Here is a 22,268-nt window from a genome sequence, read left to right on the forward strand (position 1 = left end):
TTCTCCTGAGGAAAGCTTGTGCGGTTGAACGCAGCCCACACCCGCGACGGGTGCGGGCTGCGCGGGAATGCGGATGGTCAGCGGTACTGCGCGAAGAATTCGGTGATCTCGCCGGACATCAGCTCGGGCGCGACGTGGTGCAGGTAGTGGGTGTACACGTCGTGGGTCCGCCACGAGACGATGTTGCTGTGGTCCCGCTCGGCGAAGCGGCGGATGCCGTGGAAGTCGCCGTTCGAGCCGGACAGCGACAGCGGCACCGTGATCGGCCCGGTCGGCTGGTCGGCCTTGGCCTTCTCGAAGTAGTGCCGGATCGCGGAACCCGCTGTGCCGGTGAGCCAATGGATCGCGATATTGGTCAGCACGAAGTCGTCGTCGAGGTCCGGCCCGAGCAGCTGCCCGTTCCAGCCGACCAGCCCGGCCGGTGAATCCATCAGCGCGTGCGCCAGGGTCTGCGGCTGCTGCGACTGCAAGATGTTGAAGCCCATCTTGTTCTTGACGAACCAATCGAGCGTCGCCAGGGACGCCGCCTCGTCCTCGGTGAGGTCGGCCATTTCCGCCGGGTCGCCGGTCGGGAACGAGTAGATCTGCGACACCTGCACGGCGACAACGTGTTCCGGATCGACGCGGCCCAGCTCGGGGGAGATCTGCGCGCCGCCGTCGTTGCCGACCGCGCCGTACTTGTCGTATCCCAGCCTGCGCATCAGCTCGGCCCAGGCCTTGGCGATCCTGGTGTCGTGCCATCCGGCTTCCGTTGTCGGACCGGAGAATCCGTAGCCCGGCACCGAGGGGATCACCAGGTCGTATCCGGCCGCGGTGAGCGGCTCGATGACGCCGAGGAACTCGACGAAGGTGCCCGGCCAGCCGTGCGTCAGGATCAGCGGGAAGGCGTTGTCCTGCGTCGACCGCACGTGCAGGAAGTGGATCCGCTGCCCGTCGATCTCGGTGGTGAACTGCGGGTAGGCGTTCAGCGTCTGCTCGACCTTGCGCCAGTCGAAGCCGTCGCGCCAGTAGTCCACCAGGTGGCGGACCCGGTCGACGCTCACCCCGTAGGTGTCGCCCGAGCCGGGGATCTGATCGGCCCAGCGGGTGCGCTCCAACCGTGCCCGCAGATCGTCGAGGTCGGCCTGGGGGACGTCGATGCGGAAGGGGGTGATGGTGGTCATCTGAACTCCTTGTGAAACGGAATGCTTCGTTCTGTTTGAAACCGTAACAGAACGGATCATTCCGTTTCAAGTGCTATCCTCGAATCATGCCGAAAAAACCCGATACGCCAGCTCAGAAGGCCTTGCCCGGGCGGAAGGCGCAGGCGGCCCGCAACGACGGGCTCATCCTGGACGCCGCGCGCGCCGTGTTCCTGGCCGATGCCAACGCGCCGATCGCCGCCGTCGCCGAACGGGCGGGAGTGGGGATCAGCGCGCTGTATCGCCGCTATCCGAGCAAGGAAGCCCTGTTGCGCACGCTCTGTTACGAGGGGTTGCGCCGCTACAACACCGAAGCCGATGCGGCGCTGGAAGATTCGGACGGCTGGCAGGGGCTGGTCGGCTTCCTGGAGCGGGTCGTCGACGCCGATGTGCACTCCCTGACCGTGCACCTGGCCGGCACCTTCACCCCGGACGAGTCGATCCTGCCCGACGTCCTGCACTCGGCCGAGGTGAACGACGAACTGGTGCGCCGGGCGCGGGCCAGCGGACGGCTGCGCCCCGGGGTCACCGCGGAGGACCTCGGCCTCATCCTGGAATCCTGCGCGGCCATCTCGATGCCCGATCCCGACCGCACCGCACAGCTGCGCCGCCGGGTGCTGGCCATGCTGGTGGACGGCCTGTCCGTGGACGGTGATCTGCCCGGCCCCCCGCCCGGGGCGGGCGAGTTCGCCTGGCGCTGGGAGCGACGGCACGCAGCCGTCGCCGGCGACCGGTGAGTTCGCCCGCCGTGCCCGGTCTGCACTGGTAATGCTGCTGTCGCCAAAGGAGCTCACCATGAACTGGACACTCGAGGTCGTGATCGTTCCGGTGTCGGACATCGACCGGGCAAAGGACTTCTACGCGCGGAAGCTGGGATTCATCGTCGACCACGACACGGTGGTCGGCGAGGGGATGCGCATCGTGCAGCTCACCCCGCCCGGTTCCGGCTGCTCCATCGTGATCGGCGAGGGCGCGGTCCCGAAGATGACGCCGGGCTCGGTGCAGGGCCTGCAACTCGTGGTGTCGGACATTCGGAAAGCGCACGCCGAGTTGGTATCTCGCGGAGTGGAGGTGACCGACGTGCAGATCCTGGGCGAGAACCCGAGCCCGATGCCCGACCCGCTCGACAATGTCGGCTTCGTCTTCTTCACCGACCCCGACGGCAACGGCTGGGGCGTCCAGCAGATCTCCACCCGCGCGTGAGCGCCGCTACCGGGTGGTGAGGAACAGGGTTTGGGTGCTGCGGCCCAGCGGACCCTTCTCGTCGAAGAGGGCCGACTCGGCCAGTCCGATGCCGTGCGGCTGCGGGTAGGTGGCGGCGTCCAGGCAGACCCATTCGCCTGCCGGTTGGCGGTGCAGGGTGACCGTGAGGTCGGTATTGATGAACAGGTAACCGGCCCAGTCGAGTACGGAACTGACCCCGTTGCCGGAGTCGGCGGCGGCCAGAGTGCGTTCCAGCGGGCTCGGATCGGTGCCCGCGACGATCGGGTACTTCAACCGGATCCAGCAGATCGCCGGGCCCGGATCGATGAAAGAGCCGGTGACGAAGCGGTATTCGATGCCGGTATGGAAGCCGACGGCCTGGTCCGACGGGAACGGGGTCGCGCCGGGTGCGTGCTCGGGGCCGGGTCGGGCGCCGGTCGGCAGGATGTGTTCCGGCAGTTCGAGTTCCGGGTCGGCGCGCTTGAACCGCCACGCGTTGGCCCGCATGACCGGGCCGCGGTCGGCGGACAGCGTGGCCTCGATCAGTTCCACGCTGCGTCCGGCCCGCGCGACGCGGGTCCGCACGGTCAGCGGCTCCAGCGGGATCGGGCCGAGGATTTCCACGGCGACGCGTCCCACCTGGAATCCCGCCCGCGGTGCGCAGCGCTCGATCGCGTGGCCGAGCAGCGCCGAGGGCGGGCCGGCATGCTGCGCGTCCGGCGACCACGGGCCCCGGGTCAGCTCGGTGGAGATGAACCGCTGCGGGTCGTTGTCGTCGGGTAGGTAGAAGGCGTCGCTCACGTCGTTGTCCGTCCGTCGGACCGGCAGCGCTGCCGGTCTGCGCAGTGTTCGGTCTACGAATTCTGCACCGGCGGTCGCGCCGGCCGGATTCCGGCCGGTGCGCTCAGACCCGGCCGAAGGCGAGGGCCACGTTGTGACCGCCGAAGCCGAACGAGTTGTTCAGCGCGTAGTCGATGCGCTGCTCGCGCGGTGCGCCGTTGACGATGTCCAGCTCGATCTCCGGATCGCGGTTGTCGAGATTCAGTGTGGGCGGGACGATTTGGTCGCGCAGAGTCAGCATCGTGATCAGCGACTCGAGCGCGCCCACCGCGCCGATCGAGTGCCCCAGTGCGGATTTGGGTGCGTAGATCGAGGAATCCGGCGTCACGGCGGCGATCGCGTTCGCCTCCGAGGCATCGCCGATCGAGGTGCCGGTCGCGTGCGCGTTGACGTGCTGGATATCCGAAACCGCAAGCCCCGCAGTCGCTATCGCTTTGCGCATGGCCCGCGCCGCGCCGATGCCCGCCGGCTCCGAGGCGACGATGTGATAGGCGTCGGAGGTGATCCCCGCGCCGAGCACCCGGCCGTGGATCTCGGCGCCGCGGGCCCGTGCGTGCCGCTCCGATTCCAGCACCAGCAGCGCGCCCGCCTCGCCGAAGACGAATCCGTCCCGGTCCCGGTCGAAGGGCCGCGACGCCCGCTCCGGTTCGTCGTTGCGCGTGCTCATCGCCCGCATCATGGCGAAGCTCGCGATGGGCACCGCGTCGATGTGGCCCTCGACGCCGCCGGCCACCACCACGTCGGCTTCGCCGGTGCTGATCAGCCGCCACGCCTGCGCGATCGCCTCGGAGCCGGACGAGCACGCCGATACCGGCGTGTAAATCCCTGCCTTGGCGCCGATTTCGAGCCCGACGGTGGCGGCGGGACCGTTCGGCATCACCATCGGCACCGACATCGGCGACACCTTCCGGTAGCCGCCGGCGCGCATCGCGTCGACCGCGTTGATCAGTGCGTCGCCGCCGCCGAGCCCGGTGCCGATGGCGACCGCCAGCCGCTCGCCGTCCACGTCCGGGGCGCCGGCGTTGCGCCAGACCGCGCGGCCGAGCACCAGCGCCAGCTGTTCGACGTAGGCCAACCGGCGTTGTTCGATCCTGGTCAGCTGCTCGCCCGGATGTGACTTCAGCTTTCCGCCGATCCGCACCGGCAGGTCGTACTCGGCGACGAAGTCCTCGGTCAGCACGCCGATGCCGGTGTGCCCGAGCAGCAGCTCCGACCAGGTCGTGTCCATGTCCTCGGCCAGGCAGGTGGTGGCCGCGTAGCCGGTGACGACCACGGCATCCCGAGTTTCTGAAGCGATTGTTACAGTCACGATGTCATGAATACCTGTAGCACTCGCTACAGTCAACTCATGGCCCGTCCCCTCGACCACGCGAAACGTGCCGAACTGCTCGCCGCCGTGGTGCGCTATATCGCCGACCACGGCCTCGTCGAGCTATCCCTGCGCCCGCTCGCGGCCGAGCTCGGCACCAGCTCCCGGATGCTGATCTACTACTTCACCACCAAGGAGGAATTGCTGGTCCAGGCCTTGGCGACGCAGCGTCCGGACCTCGCGGCGCTGTTCTCCGGGGTCCGCGAGGTCGCCGAGTTGCGTGCGCGGCTATGGGGGTTCTGGACGGCGAATACCGCGGGCGAGGGCCGGACCAGCGTCCGGGTCATGTTGCAGGTGCTCGGTGCCGCGTGCGCGTCGGACAGTCCGTATGCCGATTACGCCGAGACGGCCATCGCGACGTTCGTCGCATCGCTGGCCGACGGACTGCGCGGATTGCCGTCCATAGCCGATCCGGAACTGGTGGCGACACTGCTCGTTTCGGGGTTGCGCGGGATTCTGCAGGATCGCCTGATCACCGGCGACGTCGAGCGCACCGACCGGGCCGCCCGGCTGCTGATCGACCAAACCCTGCGGTAGTCGTTTCGCGCGGCCGGGTCGATCCGCGAACAGATCGACCGGCGGCGCGGTTACTTGGTGTTTGCTGGAGTCCGGTGGATGCTGGGCTGGGGCGAGCGAGGAGGCGGCATGGCGGCGAGCGGACCGGAGACGAACGGCGACGTATCGACGGTGGGCGGCGTGCGCTGGGTGATGCTCGCGGTGCTGTGCGCCAGCCTGCTGCTGGTGGCGATGGACGCGACGATCCTGAACGTCGCGCTGCCGTCGCTGATCGCCGATCTGCGGGTGGGGCAGCTCGAACAGCTGTGGATCATCGACGTGTACGGGCTGGTGCTCGGCGGTTTGCTGATCACCACGGGTGCGGTGGGCGACCGGGTCGGCCGGAAACTGTTGTTCCTGGCCGGGTTCGTGCTCTTCGGCCTCGCCTCGGTGGTGGCGGCGACGTCGCAGAGCGCCTGGCAGTTGATCGCGGGGCGGGTGCTGCTCGCGATCGGCGGCGCGATGGTGATGCCGTCGACGTTGTCACTGATCCGGAACATCTTCGCCGACGCGCGGGAACGCACGCTCGCCATCGGTATCTGGGCCGCGGTGGCAGGCGCAGGCGCGACCATCGGCCCGATCGTCGGCGGTGTGATGGTGGAGCACTTCGGCTGGGCGTCGGCCTTCTGGTTGAACGTGCCGGTGGTGCTGCTCACCGTGGCGGTGGGCGCCTGGTTGCTGCCGGAATACCGGGCGCCGCAATCCGGTTCGCTCGACTGGCCGGCCGCCGGGTTGTCGATCGTCGGGATCGTCGGATTGGCCTGGGGCATCAAGCATGTCGCCAAGGGCGCACCGGCCCCGGTGGATTGGGCCATCCTGATTCTCGGTGTGCTGCTGCTGATCTGGTTCGCGCGGCGCCAGCTCGCCGCCGCCGATCCGCTGCTCGACGTGCGGCTGTTCCGCAACGGCGCGTTCTGCGCCGCCGCGCTCGCCACGTTGCTCGCCATGCTCGCGATCGGCGCCGCCCTGTTCCTGATCTCGCTGTGGTTGCAGTACGTGCACGGCTACTCGCCGTCCGAGGCCGGCCTGCGCACCTTGCCGTCGGCGTTGACGCTGCTGGTCGCGTCGCTGACGACGCCCTGGCTGATGCAGCACATCGGGGTCAGGGCCGTGCTCGCGATCGGGCTCGGCGCGCTGGCCATCGGGTTCCTCGGGCTGGCGCTGAGTCCGGAGCCGACCACGTATCCCGTGGTCGCGCTGGTGCTCGCGTCGTTCGGGCTCGGCGACGGACTGGCGATCACCGCGGCGGCCGCCGTCCTGGTTTCCGCGGTGCCGCCCGAACGGGCCGGGCAGGCGGGCGCGGTGTCGGAAACCAACTACGAACTCGGCATCGGGCTCGGGGTGGCGCTGCTCGGCAGCATCCACGGGCGGATCTTCACCGAGAACATGATCGATCTGCCGTTGCGGGGCGAAAGACTGGATGAGGCAAGGGAATCCATCGGCGGCGCCGTGGAAGTGGCGAGCCGCCTGGACAATGCGCCGCGCGAGCAGGTGCTGGAGGCGGCGCGGCACGCGTTCGATGTCGCGCTCACCACTACCGCCTATGTGTCGGCGGCCATCGTCGCGGTGGTGGCGGTCGTCGCGGTCTGGCTGGTGCCAAGGGGTTTTCGAGTCACCGGCTCGCACTGAGCGGCAGCGGGGCACTCAAAGCGCGTCGTCTCGGGGGTGCGCGTGGTCGAATACGCGGCGCATCAACTGCGATAGCTGGGCGCGTTCCCGCGCGTTCAGCGGTGCGAGGAGATCGTCGGCGACCCGGCCTGCCTCCTTGTCCAGGGCGGCCAGCGCGGCCCGCCCGGCACGGGTGATCCGCACGGTCACCCGCCGTCGGTCGGCCGCGTCCCGCGCGCGCTCGACCTGCCCCGCCGCGGCAAGCTCATCGACCACCTTGGCGACATCGCTCGGGTGAATGGCGAGCCGCTCGGCGAGATCGCGCTGCGCATGCGCCCCGAAGTCGGCCAGTGCCGCGAGGATCGCCATGTGCCACAGCCGAAGTCCCCGCTCGGCCAGCCGATCCGCGAACCGCCCGCGTGCCACCTTGCCCATCCGCGACAACAGATAGATGTCCAGCCCGAGCAAGCTCGGCGGCAGTGCGTGCCCAGAGTCCATCGACCTATTGTAGGGCTAGACCTATAGTAGGTCTGCACCTACTAATTGGAGACCCGATGGACGCACTGCACCCGAGACTGCTCGTCACCCGCTTCGCCGAATGCTTCACCTTCTACGCCGCCGTCCTCCCCGGACTCATCGGCGCCGACCTGGTCAAGGGCACCCCCGACGGTCCCTACGCCAACTGGGACGTAGCCGATCAAGCGGCCCTGATCCTCTTCGACCGCGCCACCATGGCCCAGGTGGTCGGAACCGCTTCCCTGCCAACTCGATCCACCCCCACCCAAGACACAGTCATGTTCGTCTGCCGAGTCGAGGACGTGGACGCCGCCTGCGCCCTCTGCCTCGACAACGGCGCAACCCCCGTCGCCGCCCCCGTCGACCGACCCGACTGGGCCCCAACCTCCGCACCGCGCACGTCCGCGACCCCGACGGCACCCTGATCGAACTCCAGTCCTACTGAACGGATTTCGACCGAACCACCCGCGTCGGCTCGACGCCGCCGTCGATCGCTGCCTCCGGAAGGCCGAGAGCTATTGGCGCGGCTGGGTTTGCGCGGTCCACCGGTTCGCGCCGAAAGGCCGGTGTGGTGGAAGCGGGCGTCGAACCCCGGATGGGGAACTCGACGCCCGCTTCGATGATCCGAACATCTCAAGACGGCGGGCCGGAGACGCCGTCGGCGAGGACGAGCGCGGACGAGCCGCCGAAGGCGGGTTTCGGCCCTTCGGCCTCGATGTTGATGTCGCTGCGGACCTTGTCGCCGTGTTTGCTTGCGCCCAGGTCGGTCATGATGGTGACGAACGTCGGCTTGCCCGTGCAGGCCAGGTTCTCGGCGGTTCCGCTGCCGGTGGTGTCGGAGACGTCATTGGTCAACTTGACGGTGATCGTCGCGGTGTCGCCTTCGGTGCAGTCATATGCGGCGATGACCGAACCGTCCTTGTGTAGAACCTTGAACACCGCGACGTTCGCGTCGCCTTCGGTGACGGTCGCATCGGCGACCGGCGCGACGAGCACCGTGACGGCACTCGAAAGGGCAAGCATGCCGGCAAATCTCCGCATGGATCTCATCCTTCTCGTCGGGTTTGTGCGTCACGGTGTTCGGTCCTGCGCACCACGACGCCTTACACCTGCGCATTCGTTGCCGACGAGCGCCCAGATGGGCATGGACCCTTTCGATGCTCAGGGCGCCGGTCAGCGGAAATTCAGGATGAAGTCGTACGTCCCCTCCTTGCCTGCGGGCACGGTGCGCACCGTCATCAGCAACCGGCGGTCGAAGATGGAATCGGTGTTGTTGCGTGGTTCGCCGGGGAAATACAGCTGGGTGGTCAGGATGCGCTGGTTCGGAGCCTGCACCTTGACGTGGATGTGCCGGGTGCGGCCCGGGTACAGGCCGGGCACGATGGTCGACAGGTTGAACCGGCCGTTCGCGTCGGTGAACTGGTGCCCCCGCCACTTGTAGCCCGTGTTGTCGTAGGCGCCGTCGTTGTCCGCCTGCCAGAAGTCCAGCAGGGCCTGGGCGACCGGGCGGCAGGACCGGGTGAACACATAGCCGCTGACCGTCAATCGGGTGCCCGGCGCGCCGGGTATCACCAGGTCGCTCGTCAGCGGGGAGTTCGGCTTGAAGTAGGGGCCCTCGGTCTGGGCAATGGTGGGCGCGTCGCCGTCGTGGCAGGCCGGGGTCGGCTCGAGCTCGGCCGGCACGGCTTGCTGGGCTTCGCCGGGGCTGCCGGTGCTGGTCGCGGCGCCGGCGGTCAGCGCCGCGGCGGCGGGCACCGCCAGCAGGCCCAGCTGCAGAAGGCGTTTGCGGGTGATCGCCTGGGGGATCTCGTCATCCAGGGAGTCGTTGTCGGTCATGGTTTTGATCTCCTCGTGGGAACAGAACGGGCTGGAGTTCACATCCGGCATTCGCGATGCGAATAGGTGTCGCGCCACGTCGTCTGAACAGCCGGGCGTGCGTGCTGCGCAGAGATCAAACACCTTGTCGGCGAATGCATTTCAAGTTCGAATGTGAACAACACGATATGTCGCACCGTGGGCACGGGCAACGGTCCGAGTCGGTGGCCGCGCCGGCGCTTCTGTTGAGCGTGCTCGAAATGCCTAGTGCCATAAGATGATTCGTGACACCTCGCGACTCGCGACGCCGAGTCCCCAATGGTTCCCCAGTGGTGACCGCCGGATATCGCCGATGCTGTGGAAATTGTTCGCCAATGGATTCGAGGCCGCGGCGAACGCGTCCGGAAAAAATCTGGAAATTCCCGCCCCGCGGATGTCGAGAATGCTCGGACGGCTCCGTCCTCGGGATACAGGCGGAATGAGCCGCCACCAACCTGAGGAGAAAATCATGACGATCCGCCGGATGGACCATGTCGGCATCGTGGTCGAGGATCTCGCGGCTGCTGTCGCGTTCTTCGTCGAACTGGGCCTGGAACTGGAGGGCGAGGCAACGGTCGGTGGCCAGTGGGCCGACGACCTCCTCGCGCTGGACGGCGTCCTGGCGGACATGGCCGTTGTGCGGACTCCGGACGGCCACGGCCGGATCGAACTCTCGACCTTCCGCTCGCCCACCACCACCGCCACCGCGCCGAAGGCGGCGGTGAACACCCCCGGCATCCCCCGCCTGACCTTCGCCGTCGACGCCGTCGACGATGTCGTCGAGCGCCTGCGCGCCCACGGCGGCGAACTCGTGGGCAAGGTCGCCCGCTACGAAAACCATTGCCGCTACGCCTACGTCCGCGGCCCCGAGGGCGTCATCGTCGGCCTGGTCGAGGAACTCCGCTGACCGATGCGCGCACCGCGAGGCGCCACATCGGCACGGGCGCTAACCGGCCCGCGCAGGCGGCGGTGTCTGCCTGCCATCCAGAAGCAAGACCGCTACGAACAATCTCCGAACTCTCGTTGAGTACCCCTCCGATCTGGAGGCACGGCAATGGCGAAGTCGGGCGGGTTGTTCGCATATCGGCCGATCGGTCGGCGGAAGACTACTGAAGGAGTTCCTTTGCTTCCACAGTGCTGTACCCGCGCGATATCGAAGGGTCTCCTGGTGGGATCGGCGGTGCTGCCCCTGATGGTGACGCCTGTCGTTGCCGGAGCCGACACGCCTGCCGTTATCGCCGGACCGGCGATTACGGTCTTCAATAGTGCTGGGGCCCATACGGTTACGGTCCCCGAAGGCGTAACCGGCTTCACCCTCGTACTCATCGGAGCAGGCGGTGCCGGCGGTGCGGGCCTGCTCAACGGCGGCGAGGCCGGGGCCGCCGGTGGCGCCGGCGGTCTCGTCACCTGCAAGGTCACTCAGGTTGCCCCGGGTACGACGATAACTGTCTCGATCGGTGGCACTGGGATCGGCGGGGACAGCAACAGTACTGATTCGAATGGCGCGGGCGGTTCCGGCGGTTACGGCGGCGGCAAGGATGGGGAAAGCCCCTCGGCCAGGGAGGATGCCAAATTCAGCGGACCAGGCGGCGGTGGCGGCGCGAGCCGGGTCGAGATGGGTGACGAGATCCTCGCCGGCGCTGGTGGCGGCGGTGGCGGCGGTGGCCTCGCCACCAATTGGTACGCCGGACGTGGCGGGGACGGCGGCGGCGATAGCGGTGGGAAGGGCGGCGCGGGTCAGAACGGCTCGACCACGGGTAAGTATGTGGCTGGTGGTGGTGCCGGTGGCGGTGGTTCGTGCGACGGCGGTCATAGCCGTGTCGTGGGCGAACCGGTAACGGGTCAGGCAGGTAAAAACTCCGCCTACGACGCGGGGAAGAAGATCTCCACCGGAGGTGAGCTCGGTGGCGCTCCGGCGGCCGCCGTCGCCGTGCCGGCCGGAATCGGCGTCGGGGGCGATGGCGGCCCGTCCACAACCGGGGCAGGCGGGTATCCCGACGACACCGGAAATGGTCGTAGTGGTGGTGGCGGCTACGCCGCTTTCGTGTGGGAAGCGTGACAAGGGCGGCCCTGCCGGATTCACGTCGTCGCGACCAGTAAGAGATAAACCTTTCGCGCGGGCGAAACTCGCTCCCGGTATAGAACATATGTTCGATAGAATGGAGGTCGATAGGTACCCTACCGGGAGCGAGGGGTCATGCGGGAGTCGTCCTCGGGGTTATTGAAGTTGCTGGTCAACGAGGTTGCGGTGCGGCATGGGTATGGGTGCGAGGAGGCGGGCGGGGAGTTCGTGTTCGCCCGGCGCGGGGGCGGCCGGGTGGTCTTGCCGTGTACCCGATTGGAGCGGCGGGTCGCCCGGGCGCCGCGGCAGCTGTGGTCGACGATCGTCGAGGATCGACTGGATACGCAGATCACGGACCTGGCCGCCGGGCATCTCGACATGTCGCGACTGGAGTCGGTGCGGTCGATGCTGCGGACCCGGCTGTGTTCGGCGCGGACCAGGGGGCTGATCAACGACGTGCGCCGATTGGTGGCGCCGGGACTGTTGCAGCGGGTGCTGATCGACTTCGGCGACATCATGGCGCCGGTGACCTACACCAACGTACAGCGGTGGGGCGCACGGGAATCGGATCTGTTCGCGATCGCCGAGCGCAACACCCAGGCCGAGGGTGGGCTCGACCTGATGACCGCCGATATCGACGGCATGGATGATGTCGATATCCAAATGCTCTACGGGGCATCGGATTTCGTCACCGCGCACGTGCGATGGCTGGACGACTATCCGGTGGTCGGTCCGTGGGGCGCGCTGCTCGTCATTCCGGGCCACACCCACCTGCTGGTCCATCCGATCACCGGACCGACGGTGTTCGCGGGAACCAGCCTGCTCGCCGAACTCCTTGTCGCGGGGGAGCTTCGGTCACGGCCGGTCAGCCGCTCGATCTACTGGTGGCGCAACCGAATCGCCATCGATATCGCCGCCACCATTCAGGGCAGTGGCGAGTCGATGGAGGTGGTACCGGCCGATCACCTCGAGTCGCTGCTCGAGATCATGCGCCGGGACTGAGCCGTCCGGTTCCCGCCCGCAGGGGGTGCGGGAACCGGACGCGTTGCCGGACAGTCGAATCGGGCCCTACGTGACGATCGGCAGATACACCGCGTTGCCGCTGTCTGCGAACTCGGCGGACTTCTCCGCCATCCCGGCCTCGATCGCCTCGACATCGGTCAGCCGGTTGCGTTCCGCGTACTCGCGCACATCCGCGGAGATGCGCATCGAGCAGAACTTCGGCCCGCACATGGAGCAGAAGTGCGCGGTCTTGGCCGGCTCGGCGGGCATGGTCTCGTCGTGGTACTCCCGCGCCGTGTCCGGATCCAGCGACAGCGCGAACTGGTCGCGCCAGCGGAATTCGAACCGGGCCTTGGACAATTCGTTGTCCCGGTCCTGCGCGTGCGGGTGCCCCTTGGCCAGGTCGGCGGCGTGCGCGGCGATCTTGTAGGTGATCACGCCGACCTTGACGTCGTCCCGGTTGGGCAGCCCGAGGTGCTCCTTGGGGGTGACGTAGCAGAGCATGGCGGTGCCCGCCTGCGCGATGATCGCGGCGCCGATGGCCGAGGTGATGTGGTCGTAGGCGGGCGCGATGTCGGTGGCGAGCGGGCCGAGGGTGTAGAACGGCGCCTCCTCGCACAGCTCCTCCTCCAACCGCACGTTCTCCACGATCTTGTGCATCGGCACGTGCCCGGGGCCTTCGATCATCACCTGCACGCCAAAGGATTTCGCGATCTTCGTCAGTTCGCCGAGGGTGCGCAGCTCGGCGAACTGCGCCTCGTCGTTGGCGTCGGCGATCGACCCTGGCCGCAGCCCGTCGCCGAGGGAGAAGGTCACGTCGTACTTCGCCAGGATCTCGCACAGCTCGGCGAAGTGGGTGTACAGGAACGACTCCTGGTGATGCGCCAGACACCAGGCGGCCATGATGGATCCGCCGCGCGAGACGATCCCGGTGACCCGCTTGGCGGTCAGCGGCACGTAGCGCAGCAGCACGCCCGCGTGCACGGTCATGTAGTCCACGCCCTGCTCGCACTGCTCGATCACGGTGTCGCGGTAGATCTCCCAGGTGAGCTTGGTCGGATCGCCGTTCACCTTCTCCAGCGCCTGGTAGATCGGCACGGTGCCGACCGGGACGGGGGAGTTGCGCAGGATCCACTCGCGGGTCTCGTGGATGTTCTTGCCGGTGGACAGGTCCATGATGGTGTCGGCGCCCCAGCGGGTGGCCCACACCATCTTCTCCACCTCCTCGGCGATCGAGGAGGACACGGCCGAGTTACCGATGTTCGCGTTGATCTTCACCAGGAACTTCTTGCCGATGATGGTCGGCTCGAGTTCCGGATGCTTGTGATTGGCCGGAATCACCGCGCGACCGAGGGCGACCTCGTCGCGCACCAGCTCGGGCGACACTCCTTCGCGAGCGGCGATGAAGCGCATTTCGGGTGTGATGATGCCCTGCCGAGCCCAGGCCAGCTGGGTCGGCGGTCCCTCCACCTCGGGCTTTGCCCAGGTATCGCGCAATTTCGGCAGGCCCGACTCCAGATCGATCGTGGCCGTGTCGTCGGTGTACGGGCCGGAGGTGTCGTAGACGTCGAAATGCTCGCCGTTCGTCAGATTGACCCGACGGACCGGAATACGCAGCCCGTCCACCTCGGTGTAGTGCTTGACACTGCCTTCGATGGGTCCGGTGGTGACGGTGTCGATGATCTCGGATCCGTCTGTGGACGTAGCAGTAGCCATGATCGTTCCTCCCTACGCCGGCATTACCCGGTCAGGTTCATACGGTCGACGGCCCTAGCCGTCCTCTCAGCCCGCTGGTGCGAGCCCCCGTTGGCGTGTGAAATTTTCCAGGCCGAGACTACCTGCCTTTCCCGGGGGTTCGCCCCATGATCGGATGAAGACCCACGTCACTTGCCGTGGTAGGCGTCGCGCAGCTGTTGCAGCACGATCTTCTTCATCCCGAACATCGCCCGCATCGCGCGGTTCACCGCCTCCCGGTCATCGCCGGTGACCAGCTCGGTCGCCTCGGCCGGCCAGATCTGCCACGGCACGCCGTATTTGTCGTTCAGCCAACCGCATTCGATCTCTTGCCCGCCATCGGCCAGCAACGCGGTCCACAGCCGGTCCACCTCCTCCTGTCCGTCACAGTTGACCAATAGCGACATGGCATGGGTGTAGTGGTATTCGCCGCCGCCGTTGATCGCGGTGAACTTCTGGCCGTTGAGTTCGAAGTCGACGGTGATGGCCAGATCGGCAGGCCGGTTGGTCGCTTCGGGGTGGTACTGCACGTCGGTGATCTTGGAGTCGGCGAACAGCGAGCAGTAGAACTCGGCGGCTTCCTCCGCCTGGGTGTCGAACCACAGATTGGTGACGATCTTTTGCATGGCGATCCTCCTGGCCGGTGTCGGTATATCCGTGCAGACGAGGCGGGCGCCGGGAAATCATCGCTGTGCCGACAAAAGCACGGCCCCCGACCGTGTTCCGGTCGAGGGCCGGGCCAGTGGTGCGGACTAACGCTCGCGTGGTCCGATCGGGAACCCGAGCGCGCCGAAGGTGGCGTTCAGGTTGATCTCGATCTGGGTCAGCAAGGCGTTGAAGTCGGCCAGCATGGACACCACATTGTCGGTGCGGCAGCCGACCTGATCGGGCGCGTTCGGCGCCAGCCTGGCCTTCAGCCAGTTGAGCGTGCCTGCCATGCCGAGCGATGGCAGGCTCAGATGCTCGCTGAGATGGTCGCGGGTGTAGACGACGGACGCGCCGCCGGCGCACCACTGCTGGTTCAGCCGGTCATTGGTCCACACCGGAACCGCCTCGTCGAAGACGCCCTGGTACAGGAAGATCGGGGCGGTGGGGATATTGCGGCCGAGCACCGTTTGCTCGAAGGTCTCCTTGATCTCCGGAACCTGGAGGAAGTCCGGAATCGGGATGGTCAGCAGCCGGCCGTAGTCGACGAACATCTGGGTGAGCGCGTTGCGCGGCAGGCATTGCCGCTCGGTCCGGTCCATCAGCGCCCGGCCCTCGGGCGTCAGATACCGATCGGCCGCCTCCTTGAACTTCGGATAGGCCTTGCGCAGCGAGGAAATGCCGATGCCGATCAGCGAGGAGAACATCGACCCGTTGACGTGCAGCAGCGACACCACGTCCGAGGTGGGCGAGCCCATGGCGATGCCCTTGACGTTGAGTTCCGGCGCGTAGGTCGGCTGCATTTCCGCCGCCCACCCCGAGCCCATGCCGCCGCCGGAGAAGCCCCACATGGCGACCGGGGTATTCGCGCCGTCCAGCCCGAGCGGCTGGAAACCTTCGGCGGCGCGGATGCCGTCGAGGGTCATGTAGCCGGGTTCCTTCGGCACCGTGAGGTGCCCGTCGAGCCCCTCGTAGTCCGGCACCGAGATCGCCCAGCCCTGGCTGATCAGTCCGGCGATCGCGATCAGCTCGCTTTGCGAGTGGATGCCCTCGAGGCCGGCCAGACCCGAACCCTGTTGCAGCACATACGACGGCGAGCAGTCGTTGCTGGCGCTGTCGTAATAGAACTGGAGTGAGACCAGCGGGCGGGAACGGTTCGGGTCGGCGCCCGCGGGCAGGATGACCGTGGTGACAGCGACGGTGGGCTGGTCGTTGAGATCGGTGGTGCGGTAGAGCAGCTGCCAGGAACGCACATTCAGCGGCAGCACGGTCAGGACCGCCAGGTGCACCTCGCGGGACCGGAGAATCGCGCCCGGCGCCTGGTCGGCGAATCCTTCGGGCGGTCGATAGAACGAGTCGTCCTGCGGGAGCGGCACCGCCGCGGCGGGCGCGGGCACGACCGCGCCGGTCAGCAGCACGGTGGCCATGGCGAACGCCACGGCCACCAGCACTGCCACCGAACGTATTCCGGGCCGCGGGCGGCCGGTCGGATCACCAGTGATCACTGACACGTATGCGTCCTTCCTCATCAAGGTGACAGCGATTACAACACGGGAACCTGTTACTAACAAGAACTCTTTCTAAACGGCATCGAGCTATGGTCGAGGGTATGACCCGCAGCAAATCCGCCGCGCGGCCTGCCGAGGGGCAGGCCCGTCGCCGGATCCGTGGACTCGACGCCGAACAGCGCAGCGCACAGCGGCGCAATCAACTGCTCGACGCGGCCACCGAACTGTTTGCCGAGCACAGCTATTCGGGGACATCGATCGAGCAGATCTGCCAGCGCGCCTATGTCGGAACCAAAGGGTTCTACGACCATTTCGAGAGCAAGGAAGCGTGCTACATCGCGCTGCTCCAGCAACTCACCGCGCAGATCCAGCAACGGGTGATCGCCGGCGCCGTCGCGGCCGCCGAACTGTCCTGGCCGGAGCGGGCCGAGCCGGTGCTCGCCGCGTTCGTGCACGCCATCGCCGACGACCCGCGCCTGGCGAAGGTGACTTTCGGTGAGGCGGGCGGTATTTCGCCGACGGTCGAGCGGATCCGGCGCAGCAACCGGCGCTGGTCGGCGGCGTTCCTGGACCGGGAGTGGTCCGGGGAACCGGCCGCGGAGCCGCGCGTGCAGCGGGCTCGGCTGGCATTGGCGCTGGCCACCATCGGCGGCATGTTCGAGCTGGTCGCGGACTGGCTGCACCATCACGACGACGGTGGCACGCCGGACGGCGTCGACACGCTCATCGAGGATCTCACCGGGTTCATCGCGGTGGTGTACGCCGGCCGGGGAGTCGTTGCGGGACAGTAGGTTCAGCGCGGACGGCGCGAGCGGGCCCGATCGATGCGGCCCGGCTCGCGCCGCTGCGTGGTCCGGTTATCCGCGCGGACGCGCGGGGCGGATCCGGCCCCGGACTTCGCCGAGACCGATGCGTCGCGCGTCCGGGCCGGGCGCGGACGCGGTGATGACCACCTCGTCGCCGTCCTCCAGGAAGGTGCGCTTCTGGCCGTTGACCAGGATGGGTTCGCTTCCGCCCCAGGACAGTTCGATGAACGAGCCGCGCTGATCGGGATCCGGCCCGGAGATGGTGCCGGACGCGTACAGGTCCCCGGTGCGGGTGCTCGCGCCGTTCGCGGTCAGGTGGGCCAGCATCTGCGCGGGTGACCAGTACATCCGGGAGAACGGCGGGTGCGCGACCGGCTCGCCGTTCCAGGCCACCGTCAGGTCGATGTCGAGCCCCCACGGCTCCTTTTCCTGCAGGTAGGGCAGGGGTTGCGGGTTCTGCTCGGGGGTGGGCACCCGCGCGGATTCCAGCGCGGCCAGCGGCGTGACCCAGGGTGAGATCGACGTCGCGAAGGACTTGCCCAGGAACGGGCCGAGCGGCTGGTACTCCCAGGCCTGGATGTCGCGGGCGGACCAGTCGTTGACCAGCGTCACCCCGAATACCCGCTCGGCGAACTCGCCGGTCGGCACCGGATCGCCGAGCTCGGAGCCGACCCCGACCAGGAAGCCGAGCTCGGCCTCGATGTCGAGTCGACGCGAGGGACCGAAATCCGGTGTGCCCGAATCGGTTCGGCGCTGTCCGTGGGGTCGGACCACCTCGGTGCCGGACACCACCACGGTACCTGCCCGGCCGTGGTACCCGACCGGCAGGTGCCGCCAGTTCGGCAGCAGCGGCTCGCTGTCCGGGCGGAACAGGCGGCCGAGGTTGGTCGCATGGTCGAGGCTGGCATAGAAGTCGACGTAGTCGCCGATCGGCACCGGCAGGCCGAGTCGCACGTCGGTCAGCTTATGCACTGCGGCACTGTCGATTTCGCTGTCGACCAGCTCGCGGACGCGCTCGCGCAGTTCCCGCCAGCGGCGCGGGCCGCGGGCCATGAGCGCGGCCAGGCTCGGTTCGCCGAACTCCGGATCGTCCAGTGCGGTCGCGAGATCGATGACGGAATCGCCCAATCGGGTTCCGACGCGGTAGTTCTGGCCTTCGGGAGCGAACACGCCGTAGGGCAGGTTGTCCGCACCGAACAGCGAATCGCCGGGTACTTCGACACGAGTCTTCACGCGGGCCCCCGGCCGGACCAGGTCCACGCGTAGGCCGGATCCTCGCAGGCGAGGGCGCCCTCGCCGAGTTCCAGCGGACGGAACGTGTCCACCATGACGGCCAGCTCGTCGAAGTAGTCGAGCCCGATGCTGCGCTCGTAGGCGCCGGGCTGCGGGCCGTGCGCGTAGCCGCCCGGGTGCACCGACACCGAGCCCTGCGCGATCCCGGATCCCTTGCGCGCCTCGTAGTTTCCGCCGCAGTAGAACATGATCTCGTCGGAGTCCACGTTGGAGTGGTAGTACGGCACCGGGATCGACAGCGGGTGATAGTCGACCTTGCGCGGCACGAAATTACAGACCACGAAGTTGGTCCCCTCGAAGGCTTGATGGGCCGGCGGCGGCTGATGGATGCGGCCGGTGATCGGTTCGAAGTCGCTGATGTTGAAGGTGATCGGGTACAGGCAGCCGTCCCAGCCGACCACGTCGAACGGGTGCGTGGCGTAGATCAACCGGGTGCCGACGACCTTGCCGCCGGGCCGGTGCTTGACCAGCACCTCCACGTCGGTGCCGGTCGCGGTCAGCGTCTCGGCCGGGCCGTGCAGGTCGCGTTCGCAGTAGGGGGCGTGCTCGAGCAGCTGGCCGAACTTCGACAGGTACCGCTTCGGCGGGGTGATGTGGCTGGACGCCTCGATCACGTACGCGCGCAACGGTTCCTGCCCGGTGGGCAGCCAGCGGTGGGTGGTCGCGCGCGGGATGAGCACCTGGTCGCCCTGGCGCGCGGGCACCGGGCCGAACACCGTTTCGAGCACGGCCGCACCGGATTCCACGTAGACCAGCTCGTCGCCGATCGCGTTGCGGTACAGCGGGGACACACCCTTGGCCACGACGTAGGAGATGCGCACATCGGCATTGCCGAGGATCAGGCGTCGTCCGGTCACCGCGTCGGTGCGGGCGGGGGTGTCGTCCGGGAACAGCTCGGGCAACCGCAGATGCCGATGCCGCAGTGGATGATTCGGGGTAGTCGTCTGGTCGGGCAGCTCCCACACCGTCGAGTCGACGATCGCGGGCGGCAGCCCGCGGTGGTAGAGCAGCGACGAATCGCCGGAGAAGCCCTCCTCGCCCATCAGCTCCTCGTAGTAGAGCTGTCCCTGCTCATCCCGATGTTGTGTATGCCGTTTCGGCGGCACCGCTCCTACCTGTCGATAGAACGCCATGACCGCACCTCCTGCCTGGCTTGTGGCCTGGTTCAACTGGTCACCATCGTAGTGATGGCCGGTCGGGCGCAGTGGCGGAATCCACCCCCGACGGGGCGAATTCTGCCGGAACATCGCGGCATCGGGAGGCATTTCGACTAGCTGTTCGGCAAGTAGCCGACTATTTGTCAGGACGGCGTCAGGCGTGCCGCAGCGCGCGGTACACCGCCGCGCCGACGAAGGCGCCGAGATCGGCCGCGGTCCAGTCGCCGTCGTCCGCGAGCAGGGTACGCACCGCGCCCTCACCTGCGGAAACCCACAACTCGACGAGCACGGGCAGCTTGCGTTCCGGATCCTCGGTGCCCCAGGCGCGCAGGGTCGGCCGCAGCAGCGTGCTGCACCGTTCGATGGCCAGGGCGCGGCCGCGGCCGAACGAATCCGCAACGGCCGGATCGGGATTGCCGTACAGCAGGCGCCACGCGTCCGGGCGGGCGGCCGCCTTGTCCAGCAGGGCGCGGAAGCCCTCGATGAACACGGTCTCGCCCGCGTCGACGTCGCGGCGGCGCATCACCCCGAGCAGGTCGTCGACCAGGTAGCTCTCCTCGCGCTGGATCAGCGCCTCGATCAGCTCGACCCGATCGGCGAAGCAGGCGTAGACGACCGGCCTGGTCACGTTCATCCGCTCGGCGATGGCGGCCATGGTGACCGCCGCGATGCCGTGCTCGACCGCGATGGCCAGCGCGGTGTCCAGCACCTGGGGGCGGCGGCGCTCCGGGCCGAGGTGCGGCGCCCGTTGTCGCGGCTGTACGGCCGAATCGCTACCCATGGGCACCAACATAGCAGCGTGCGTTGCCGGGTTCTGGCTGGTCCGACGCTTGTAGATCAACTTCCTACGTGTGTGAAGGTTAATGCTACAGTCGTGCATGAAGTCGGCCGGAGACGGTCGGCTGCCCTTGTCGAGCGACCTGTCCGCAGGCGCGAGCGCGAAGCCACGGCCGAGGAGCCAGCGATGACCGAAACCCTGTTCAACCCGAAGACCTGCGAGTTTGCCGAGTTCGACACCGAGACCCGGCGGCTGCTGCGCGCGACCGTCGACTGGTTCGAGGCGCGCGGCAAGGCGGTGCTCAAGCAGGAGGATCGGGATCGGGTCTGGTACACCGAGTTCCTCGATTTCGTGAAGCGCGAGGGCGTCTTCGCGACCTTCCTCACCCCGGCCGCCGAGGCCGGCGGCGATCCGAACAAGCGCTGGGATACCGCCCGGATCGCGATGATGAGCAAGATCCTCGGCTTCTACTCCATGCAGTACTGGTACGTCTGGCAGGTCAGCATCCTCGGCCTCGGGCCGATCTGGCAGAGCGACAACGCCGCGGCCAAGCGGCGGGCGGCCGCGCTGCTGGATTCCGGCGAGATCTTCGCGTTCGGCCTGTCCGAGAAGGAGCACGGCGCCGACGTCTACTCCACCGACATGGTGGTCGAGCCGCAGCCGGGCGGCGGCTATCGGGCCACCGGCGGCAAGCACTACATCGGCAACGGCAACCAGGCCGCGCTGGTCTCGGTGTTCGGGCGGCGCTCGGACAAGCCGATCATCGACAGCGCCAAGGCGCTGGACAGCAAACCGACGCAACAGGATTACGAGGGCTACCTGTTCTTCCTCGCGGACAGCCGGCACGAGAACTACCACCTGCGCGGCAATGTCGTCGACGGCCAGATGTACGTGGCCGCTTTCGATCTCGACGGATATCCGGTGGCCGAGGCGGACATCCTGCATCGCGGCGAGGCGGCCTTCCATGCGGCGATGAACACGGTCAATGTCGGCAAGTTCAACCTCGGGTTCGGTGCCGTCGGCGCGTGTGAACACGCCTACTACGAGGCCATTACGCACGCGGAGAACCGAATCCTGTTCGGGCACAGGGTGACCGAGTTCCCGCAGGTGCAGGCGCTGATGACCGACTCGTACGCGCGGCTGATGGCGATGAAGCTCTACAGCGAGCGGGCCATCGACTACATGCGTTCGGCCTCCCCGGCGGACCGGCGCTACCTGCTGTTCAACGCGATCGAGAAGATGACCGTCACCCGGCAGGGGCAGCGGATCATCGAGGACCTCGCGGACGTGATCGCCGCTCGCGGCTTCGAAAAGGACATGTACTTCCCGATGGCCATGCTCGGGTTGTTCGGGCTGCCGCGGCTCGAGGGCACGGTGCACGTGAACATGGCGCTGTCGCTGAAGTTCATGGCCAACTTCATGTTCCATCCCGCCGACGCCGGGCTGGGCGCGCTGCGATTCCTGCCCGGCGCGGGTTCCGCGCCGAAGGGCACGGTGCGCGCGGTCTCCGGCGCGCTGAGCTGGTCGAGTCGCAGGCTCGCGCCGCGGGCCGGCGCCGCGGTGCCCAAGCTGCGCGCCGAATTCGCCGGTGCCGCATACGCTCCGGTGCCCACCCGGCGCGACGCCGCCGACGACGAGTTCCTGTTCCGGCAGGGACCGAGCAGCGGCCTCGGCCGCATCCGCTTCACCGACTGGCGCGCGGTCTTCGAGAAGTTCGCCCACGTACCGAACGTCGCGGTGTTCCTGGAGCAGGCACTCGCCTTCCAAACCTTGCTCGCCGCAGCGCCGCCCACGGCCGCGCAGCAGCGCGACGTCGACTTCCTCTTCGCCCTCGGCGAGCTGTTCACCGCCCTGCCCTACGCGCAGCTCATCCTCGAACAAGCCGAGATCGAGGGCACCGGCCCCGCCCTGCTCGACCAGATCTTCGACAACTTCGTCCGCGAGTTCGCCAAGCACGCCCTCACGCTGCACACCAAGCCCACCGCCACCAAGCCCCAGCAAACCCGCGCCCTCGACCTGATCCGCCGCCCGGTCGCCGACCGCGCCCGCTTCGAGCAGGTCTTCGCCCAGGCCCGAGCCCTCGCCGGCACCTACGAGATGAACCCGTAAAAGTACCGTTTAACTGCGGTTATAGTAAATGCTACACTGGTGTATGAA

At 67.7% G+C, this 22,268-nt stretch carries 22 protein-coding genes and 1 riboswitch; of the genes, 10 read left to right on the forward strand and 12 right to left on the reverse strand.

Annotation, left to right across the window (positions count from 1 at the left end; translation table 11 throughout):
- Positions 1–77 precede the first annotated feature (77 nt).
- Positions 78–1,163 (reverse strand): epoxide hydrolase family protein, encoded by a 1,086-nt coding sequence (locus tag ACFQ9K_RS19260; RefSeq protein ID WP_378722875.1) that lies wholly within the window; start codon positions 1,161–1,163, stop codon positions 78–80.
- Positions 1,164–1,249: 86 nt separating this feature from the next.
- Here ACFQ9K_RS19260 and ACFQ9K_RS19265 point away from each other — a divergent pair, with 86 nt between their 5' ends.
- Together ACFQ9K_RS19265 and ACFQ9K_RS19270 are read left to right on the forward strand one after the other, a co-directional pair.
- A complete protein-coding gene (locus ACFQ9K_RS19265; RefSeq protein WP_378722876.1) occupies positions 1,250–1,918 on the forward strand; it encodes a TetR/AcrR family transcriptional regulator in 669 nt (222 codons plus the stop codon).
- 58 nt (positions 1,919–1,976) lie between these two features.
- The gene (locus tag ACFQ9K_RS19270) at positions 1,977–2,384 is read left to right on the forward strand and encodes a VOC family protein (RefSeq protein ID WP_378722877.1); all 408 of its coding nucleotides are present in this window, start codon (positions 1,977–1,979) and stop codon (positions 2,382–2,384) included.
- A 6-nt stretch (positions 2,385–2,390) separates the two neighbouring features.
- Here ACFQ9K_RS19270 and ACFQ9K_RS19275 read toward each other — a convergent pair whose 3' ends face one another.
- Complete coding sequence (locus ACFQ9K_RS19275; RefSeq protein WP_378722878.1) at positions 2,391–3,185, reverse strand: thioesterase family protein; 795 nt, start codon at positions 3,183–3,185, stop codon at positions 2,391–2,393.
- Positions 3,186–3,288: 103 nt separating this feature from the next.
- Positions 3,289–4,533, reverse strand: coding sequence for a KasA/KasB family beta-ketoacyl-ACP synthase (locus ACFQ9K_RS19280; RefSeq protein WP_378722879.1), 1,245 nt, complete (start codon positions 4,531–4,533; stop codon positions 3,289–3,291).
- 39 nt (positions 4,534–4,572) lie between these two features.
- Between ACFQ9K_RS19280 and ACFQ9K_RS19285 the strand changes: the two genes are divergently transcribed.
- Entirely contained in the window at positions 4,573–5,130 is a 558-nt protein-coding gene (locus tag ACFQ9K_RS19285; RefSeq protein WP_378722880.1) for a TetR/AcrR family transcriptional regulator, read from the forward strand.
- Positions 5,131–5,238: 108 nt separating this feature from the next.
- Positions 5,239–6,777, forward strand: coding sequence for an MFS transporter (locus ACFQ9K_RS19290; RefSeq protein WP_378722881.1), 1,539 nt, complete (start codon positions 5,239–5,241; stop codon positions 6,775–6,777).
- 15 nt (positions 6,778–6,792) lie between these two features.
- Here the strand turns inward: ACFQ9K_RS19290 and ACFQ9K_RS19295 are convergent, their stop codons facing one another.
- A complete protein-coding gene (locus ACFQ9K_RS19295) occupies positions 6,793–7,254 on the reverse strand; it encodes a MarR family transcriptional regulator (protein ID WP_378722882.1) in 462 nt (153 codons plus the stop codon).
- A gap of 56 nt (positions 7,255–7,310) precedes the next feature.
- Here ACFQ9K_RS19295 and ACFQ9K_RS19300 point away from each other — a divergent pair, with 56 nt between their 5' ends.
- Positions 7,311–7,697: a hypothetical protein gene (locus tag ACFQ9K_RS19300; protein WP_378722884.1), complete on the forward strand. Its 387-nt coding sequence runs from the start codon at positions 7,311–7,313 to the stop codon at positions 7,695–7,697.
- Positions 7,698–7,905: 208 nt separating this feature from the next.
- On the opposite strand, the gene ACFQ9K_RS19305 is transcribed toward ACFQ9K_RS19300, so the two are convergent.
- Positions 7,906–8,313: a hypothetical protein gene (locus ACFQ9K_RS19305; protein ID WP_378726889.1), complete on the reverse strand. Its 408-nt coding sequence runs from the start codon at positions 8,311–8,313 to the stop codon at positions 7,906–7,908.
- Positions 8,314–8,445: 132 nt separating this feature from the next.
- The gene (locus ACFQ9K_RS19310) at positions 8,446–9,108 is read right to left on the reverse strand and encodes a dioxygenase (RefSeq protein ID WP_378726891.1); all 663 of its coding nucleotides are present in this window, start codon (positions 9,106–9,108) and stop codon (positions 8,446–8,448) included.
- Positions 9,109–9,595: 487 nt separating this feature from the next.
- Here ACFQ9K_RS19310 and ACFQ9K_RS19315 point away from each other — a divergent pair, with 487 nt between their 5' ends.
- The 3 genes from ACFQ9K_RS19315 (at position 9,596) to ACFQ9K_RS19325 (ending at position 12,190) form a co-directional block, all read left to right on the forward strand.
- The gene (locus tag ACFQ9K_RS19315; protein WP_378726893.1) at positions 9,596–10,033 is read left to right on the forward strand and encodes a VOC family protein; all 438 of its coding nucleotides are present in this window, start codon (positions 9,596–9,598) and stop codon (positions 10,031–10,033) included.
- 261 nt (positions 10,034–10,294) lie between these two features.
- Positions 10,295–11,185, forward strand: a complete 891-nt coding sequence (locus tag ACFQ9K_RS19320) for a hypothetical protein (protein ID WP_378726895.1) — start codon at positions 10,295–10,297, stop codon at positions 11,183–11,185.
- 138 nt (positions 11,186–11,323) lie between these two features.
- Positions 11,324–12,190 carry a hypothetical protein gene (locus ACFQ9K_RS19325; RefSeq protein WP_378726897.1) on the forward strand — a complete coding sequence of 289 codons (867 nt, stop codon included), beginning with the start codon at positions 11,324–11,326 and terminating at the stop codon, positions 12,188–12,190.
- 66 nt (positions 12,191–12,256) lie between these two features.
- Here the strand turns inward: ACFQ9K_RS19325 and thiC are convergent, their stop codons facing one another.
- The 3 genes from thiC to ACFQ9K_RS19340 form a co-directional block, all read right to left on the reverse strand.
- Positions 12,257–13,906, reverse strand: coding sequence for a phosphomethylpyrimidine synthase ThiC (gene thiC / locus ACFQ9K_RS19330; protein ID WP_378718517.1), 1,650 nt, complete (start codon positions 13,904–13,906; stop codon positions 12,257–12,259).
- A riboswitch (TPP riboswitch) is annotated at positions 13,898–14,007 on the reverse strand. It overlaps the preceding gene by 9 nt.
- Before the next feature lie 66 nt (positions 14,008–14,073).
- A complete protein-coding gene (locus ACFQ9K_RS19335) occupies positions 14,074–14,550 on the reverse strand; it encodes a VOC family protein (protein ID WP_378718519.1) in 477 nt (158 codons plus the stop codon).
- A 126-nt stretch (positions 14,551–14,676) separates the two neighbouring features.
- Positions 14,677–16,080 (reverse strand): lipase family protein, encoded by a 1,404-nt coding sequence (locus tag ACFQ9K_RS19340; RefSeq protein WP_378718520.1) that lies wholly within the window; start codon positions 16,078–16,080, stop codon positions 14,677–14,679.
- 98 nt (positions 16,081–16,178) lie between these two features.
- On the opposite strand from ACFQ9K_RS19340, the gene ACFQ9K_RS19345 reads away from it, so the two are divergent.
- Positions 16,179–16,868, forward strand: coding sequence for a TetR/AcrR family transcriptional regulator (locus ACFQ9K_RS19345; protein WP_378718521.1), 690 nt, complete (start codon positions 16,179–16,181; stop codon positions 16,866–16,868).
- A 66-nt stretch (positions 16,869–16,934) separates the two neighbouring features.
- Here ACFQ9K_RS19345 and fahA read toward each other — a convergent pair whose 3' ends face one another.
- From fahA to ACFQ9K_RS19360, 3 genes are all read right to left on the reverse strand, one after another.
- Complete coding sequence (gene fahA / locus ACFQ9K_RS19350) at positions 16,935–18,116, reverse strand: fumarylacetoacetase (protein ID WP_378718522.1); 1,182 nt, start codon at positions 18,114–18,116, stop codon at positions 16,935–16,937.
- Positions 18,113–19,309, reverse strand: a complete 1,197-nt coding sequence (locus ACFQ9K_RS19355; protein ID WP_378718525.1) for a homogentisate 1,2-dioxygenase — start codon at positions 19,307–19,309, stop codon at positions 18,113–18,115. The genes fahA and ACFQ9K_RS19355 overlap by 4 nt, the downstream gene beginning before the upstream one ends.
- Before the next feature lie 178 nt (positions 19,310–19,487).
- Complete coding sequence (locus tag ACFQ9K_RS19360; RefSeq protein WP_378718526.1) at positions 19,488–20,114, reverse strand: TetR/AcrR family transcriptional regulator; 627 nt, start codon at positions 20,112–20,114, stop codon at positions 19,488–19,490.
- A 183-nt stretch (positions 20,115–20,297) separates the two neighbouring features.
- Between ACFQ9K_RS19360 and ACFQ9K_RS19365 the strand changes: the two genes are divergently transcribed.
- Positions 20,298–22,220, forward strand: a complete 1,923-nt coding sequence (locus ACFQ9K_RS19365; protein ID WP_378718528.1) for an acyl-CoA dehydrogenase family protein — start codon at positions 20,298–20,300, stop codon at positions 22,218–22,220.
- Positions 22,221–22,268: the final 48 nt, after the last annotated feature.

This window comes from Nocardia sp. NPDC056564 (assembly GCF_042793755.1).
In the GTDB taxonomy this organism is placed as follows: domain Bacteria; phylum Actinomycetota; class Actinomycetes; order Mycobacteriales; family Mycobacteriaceae; genus Nocardia.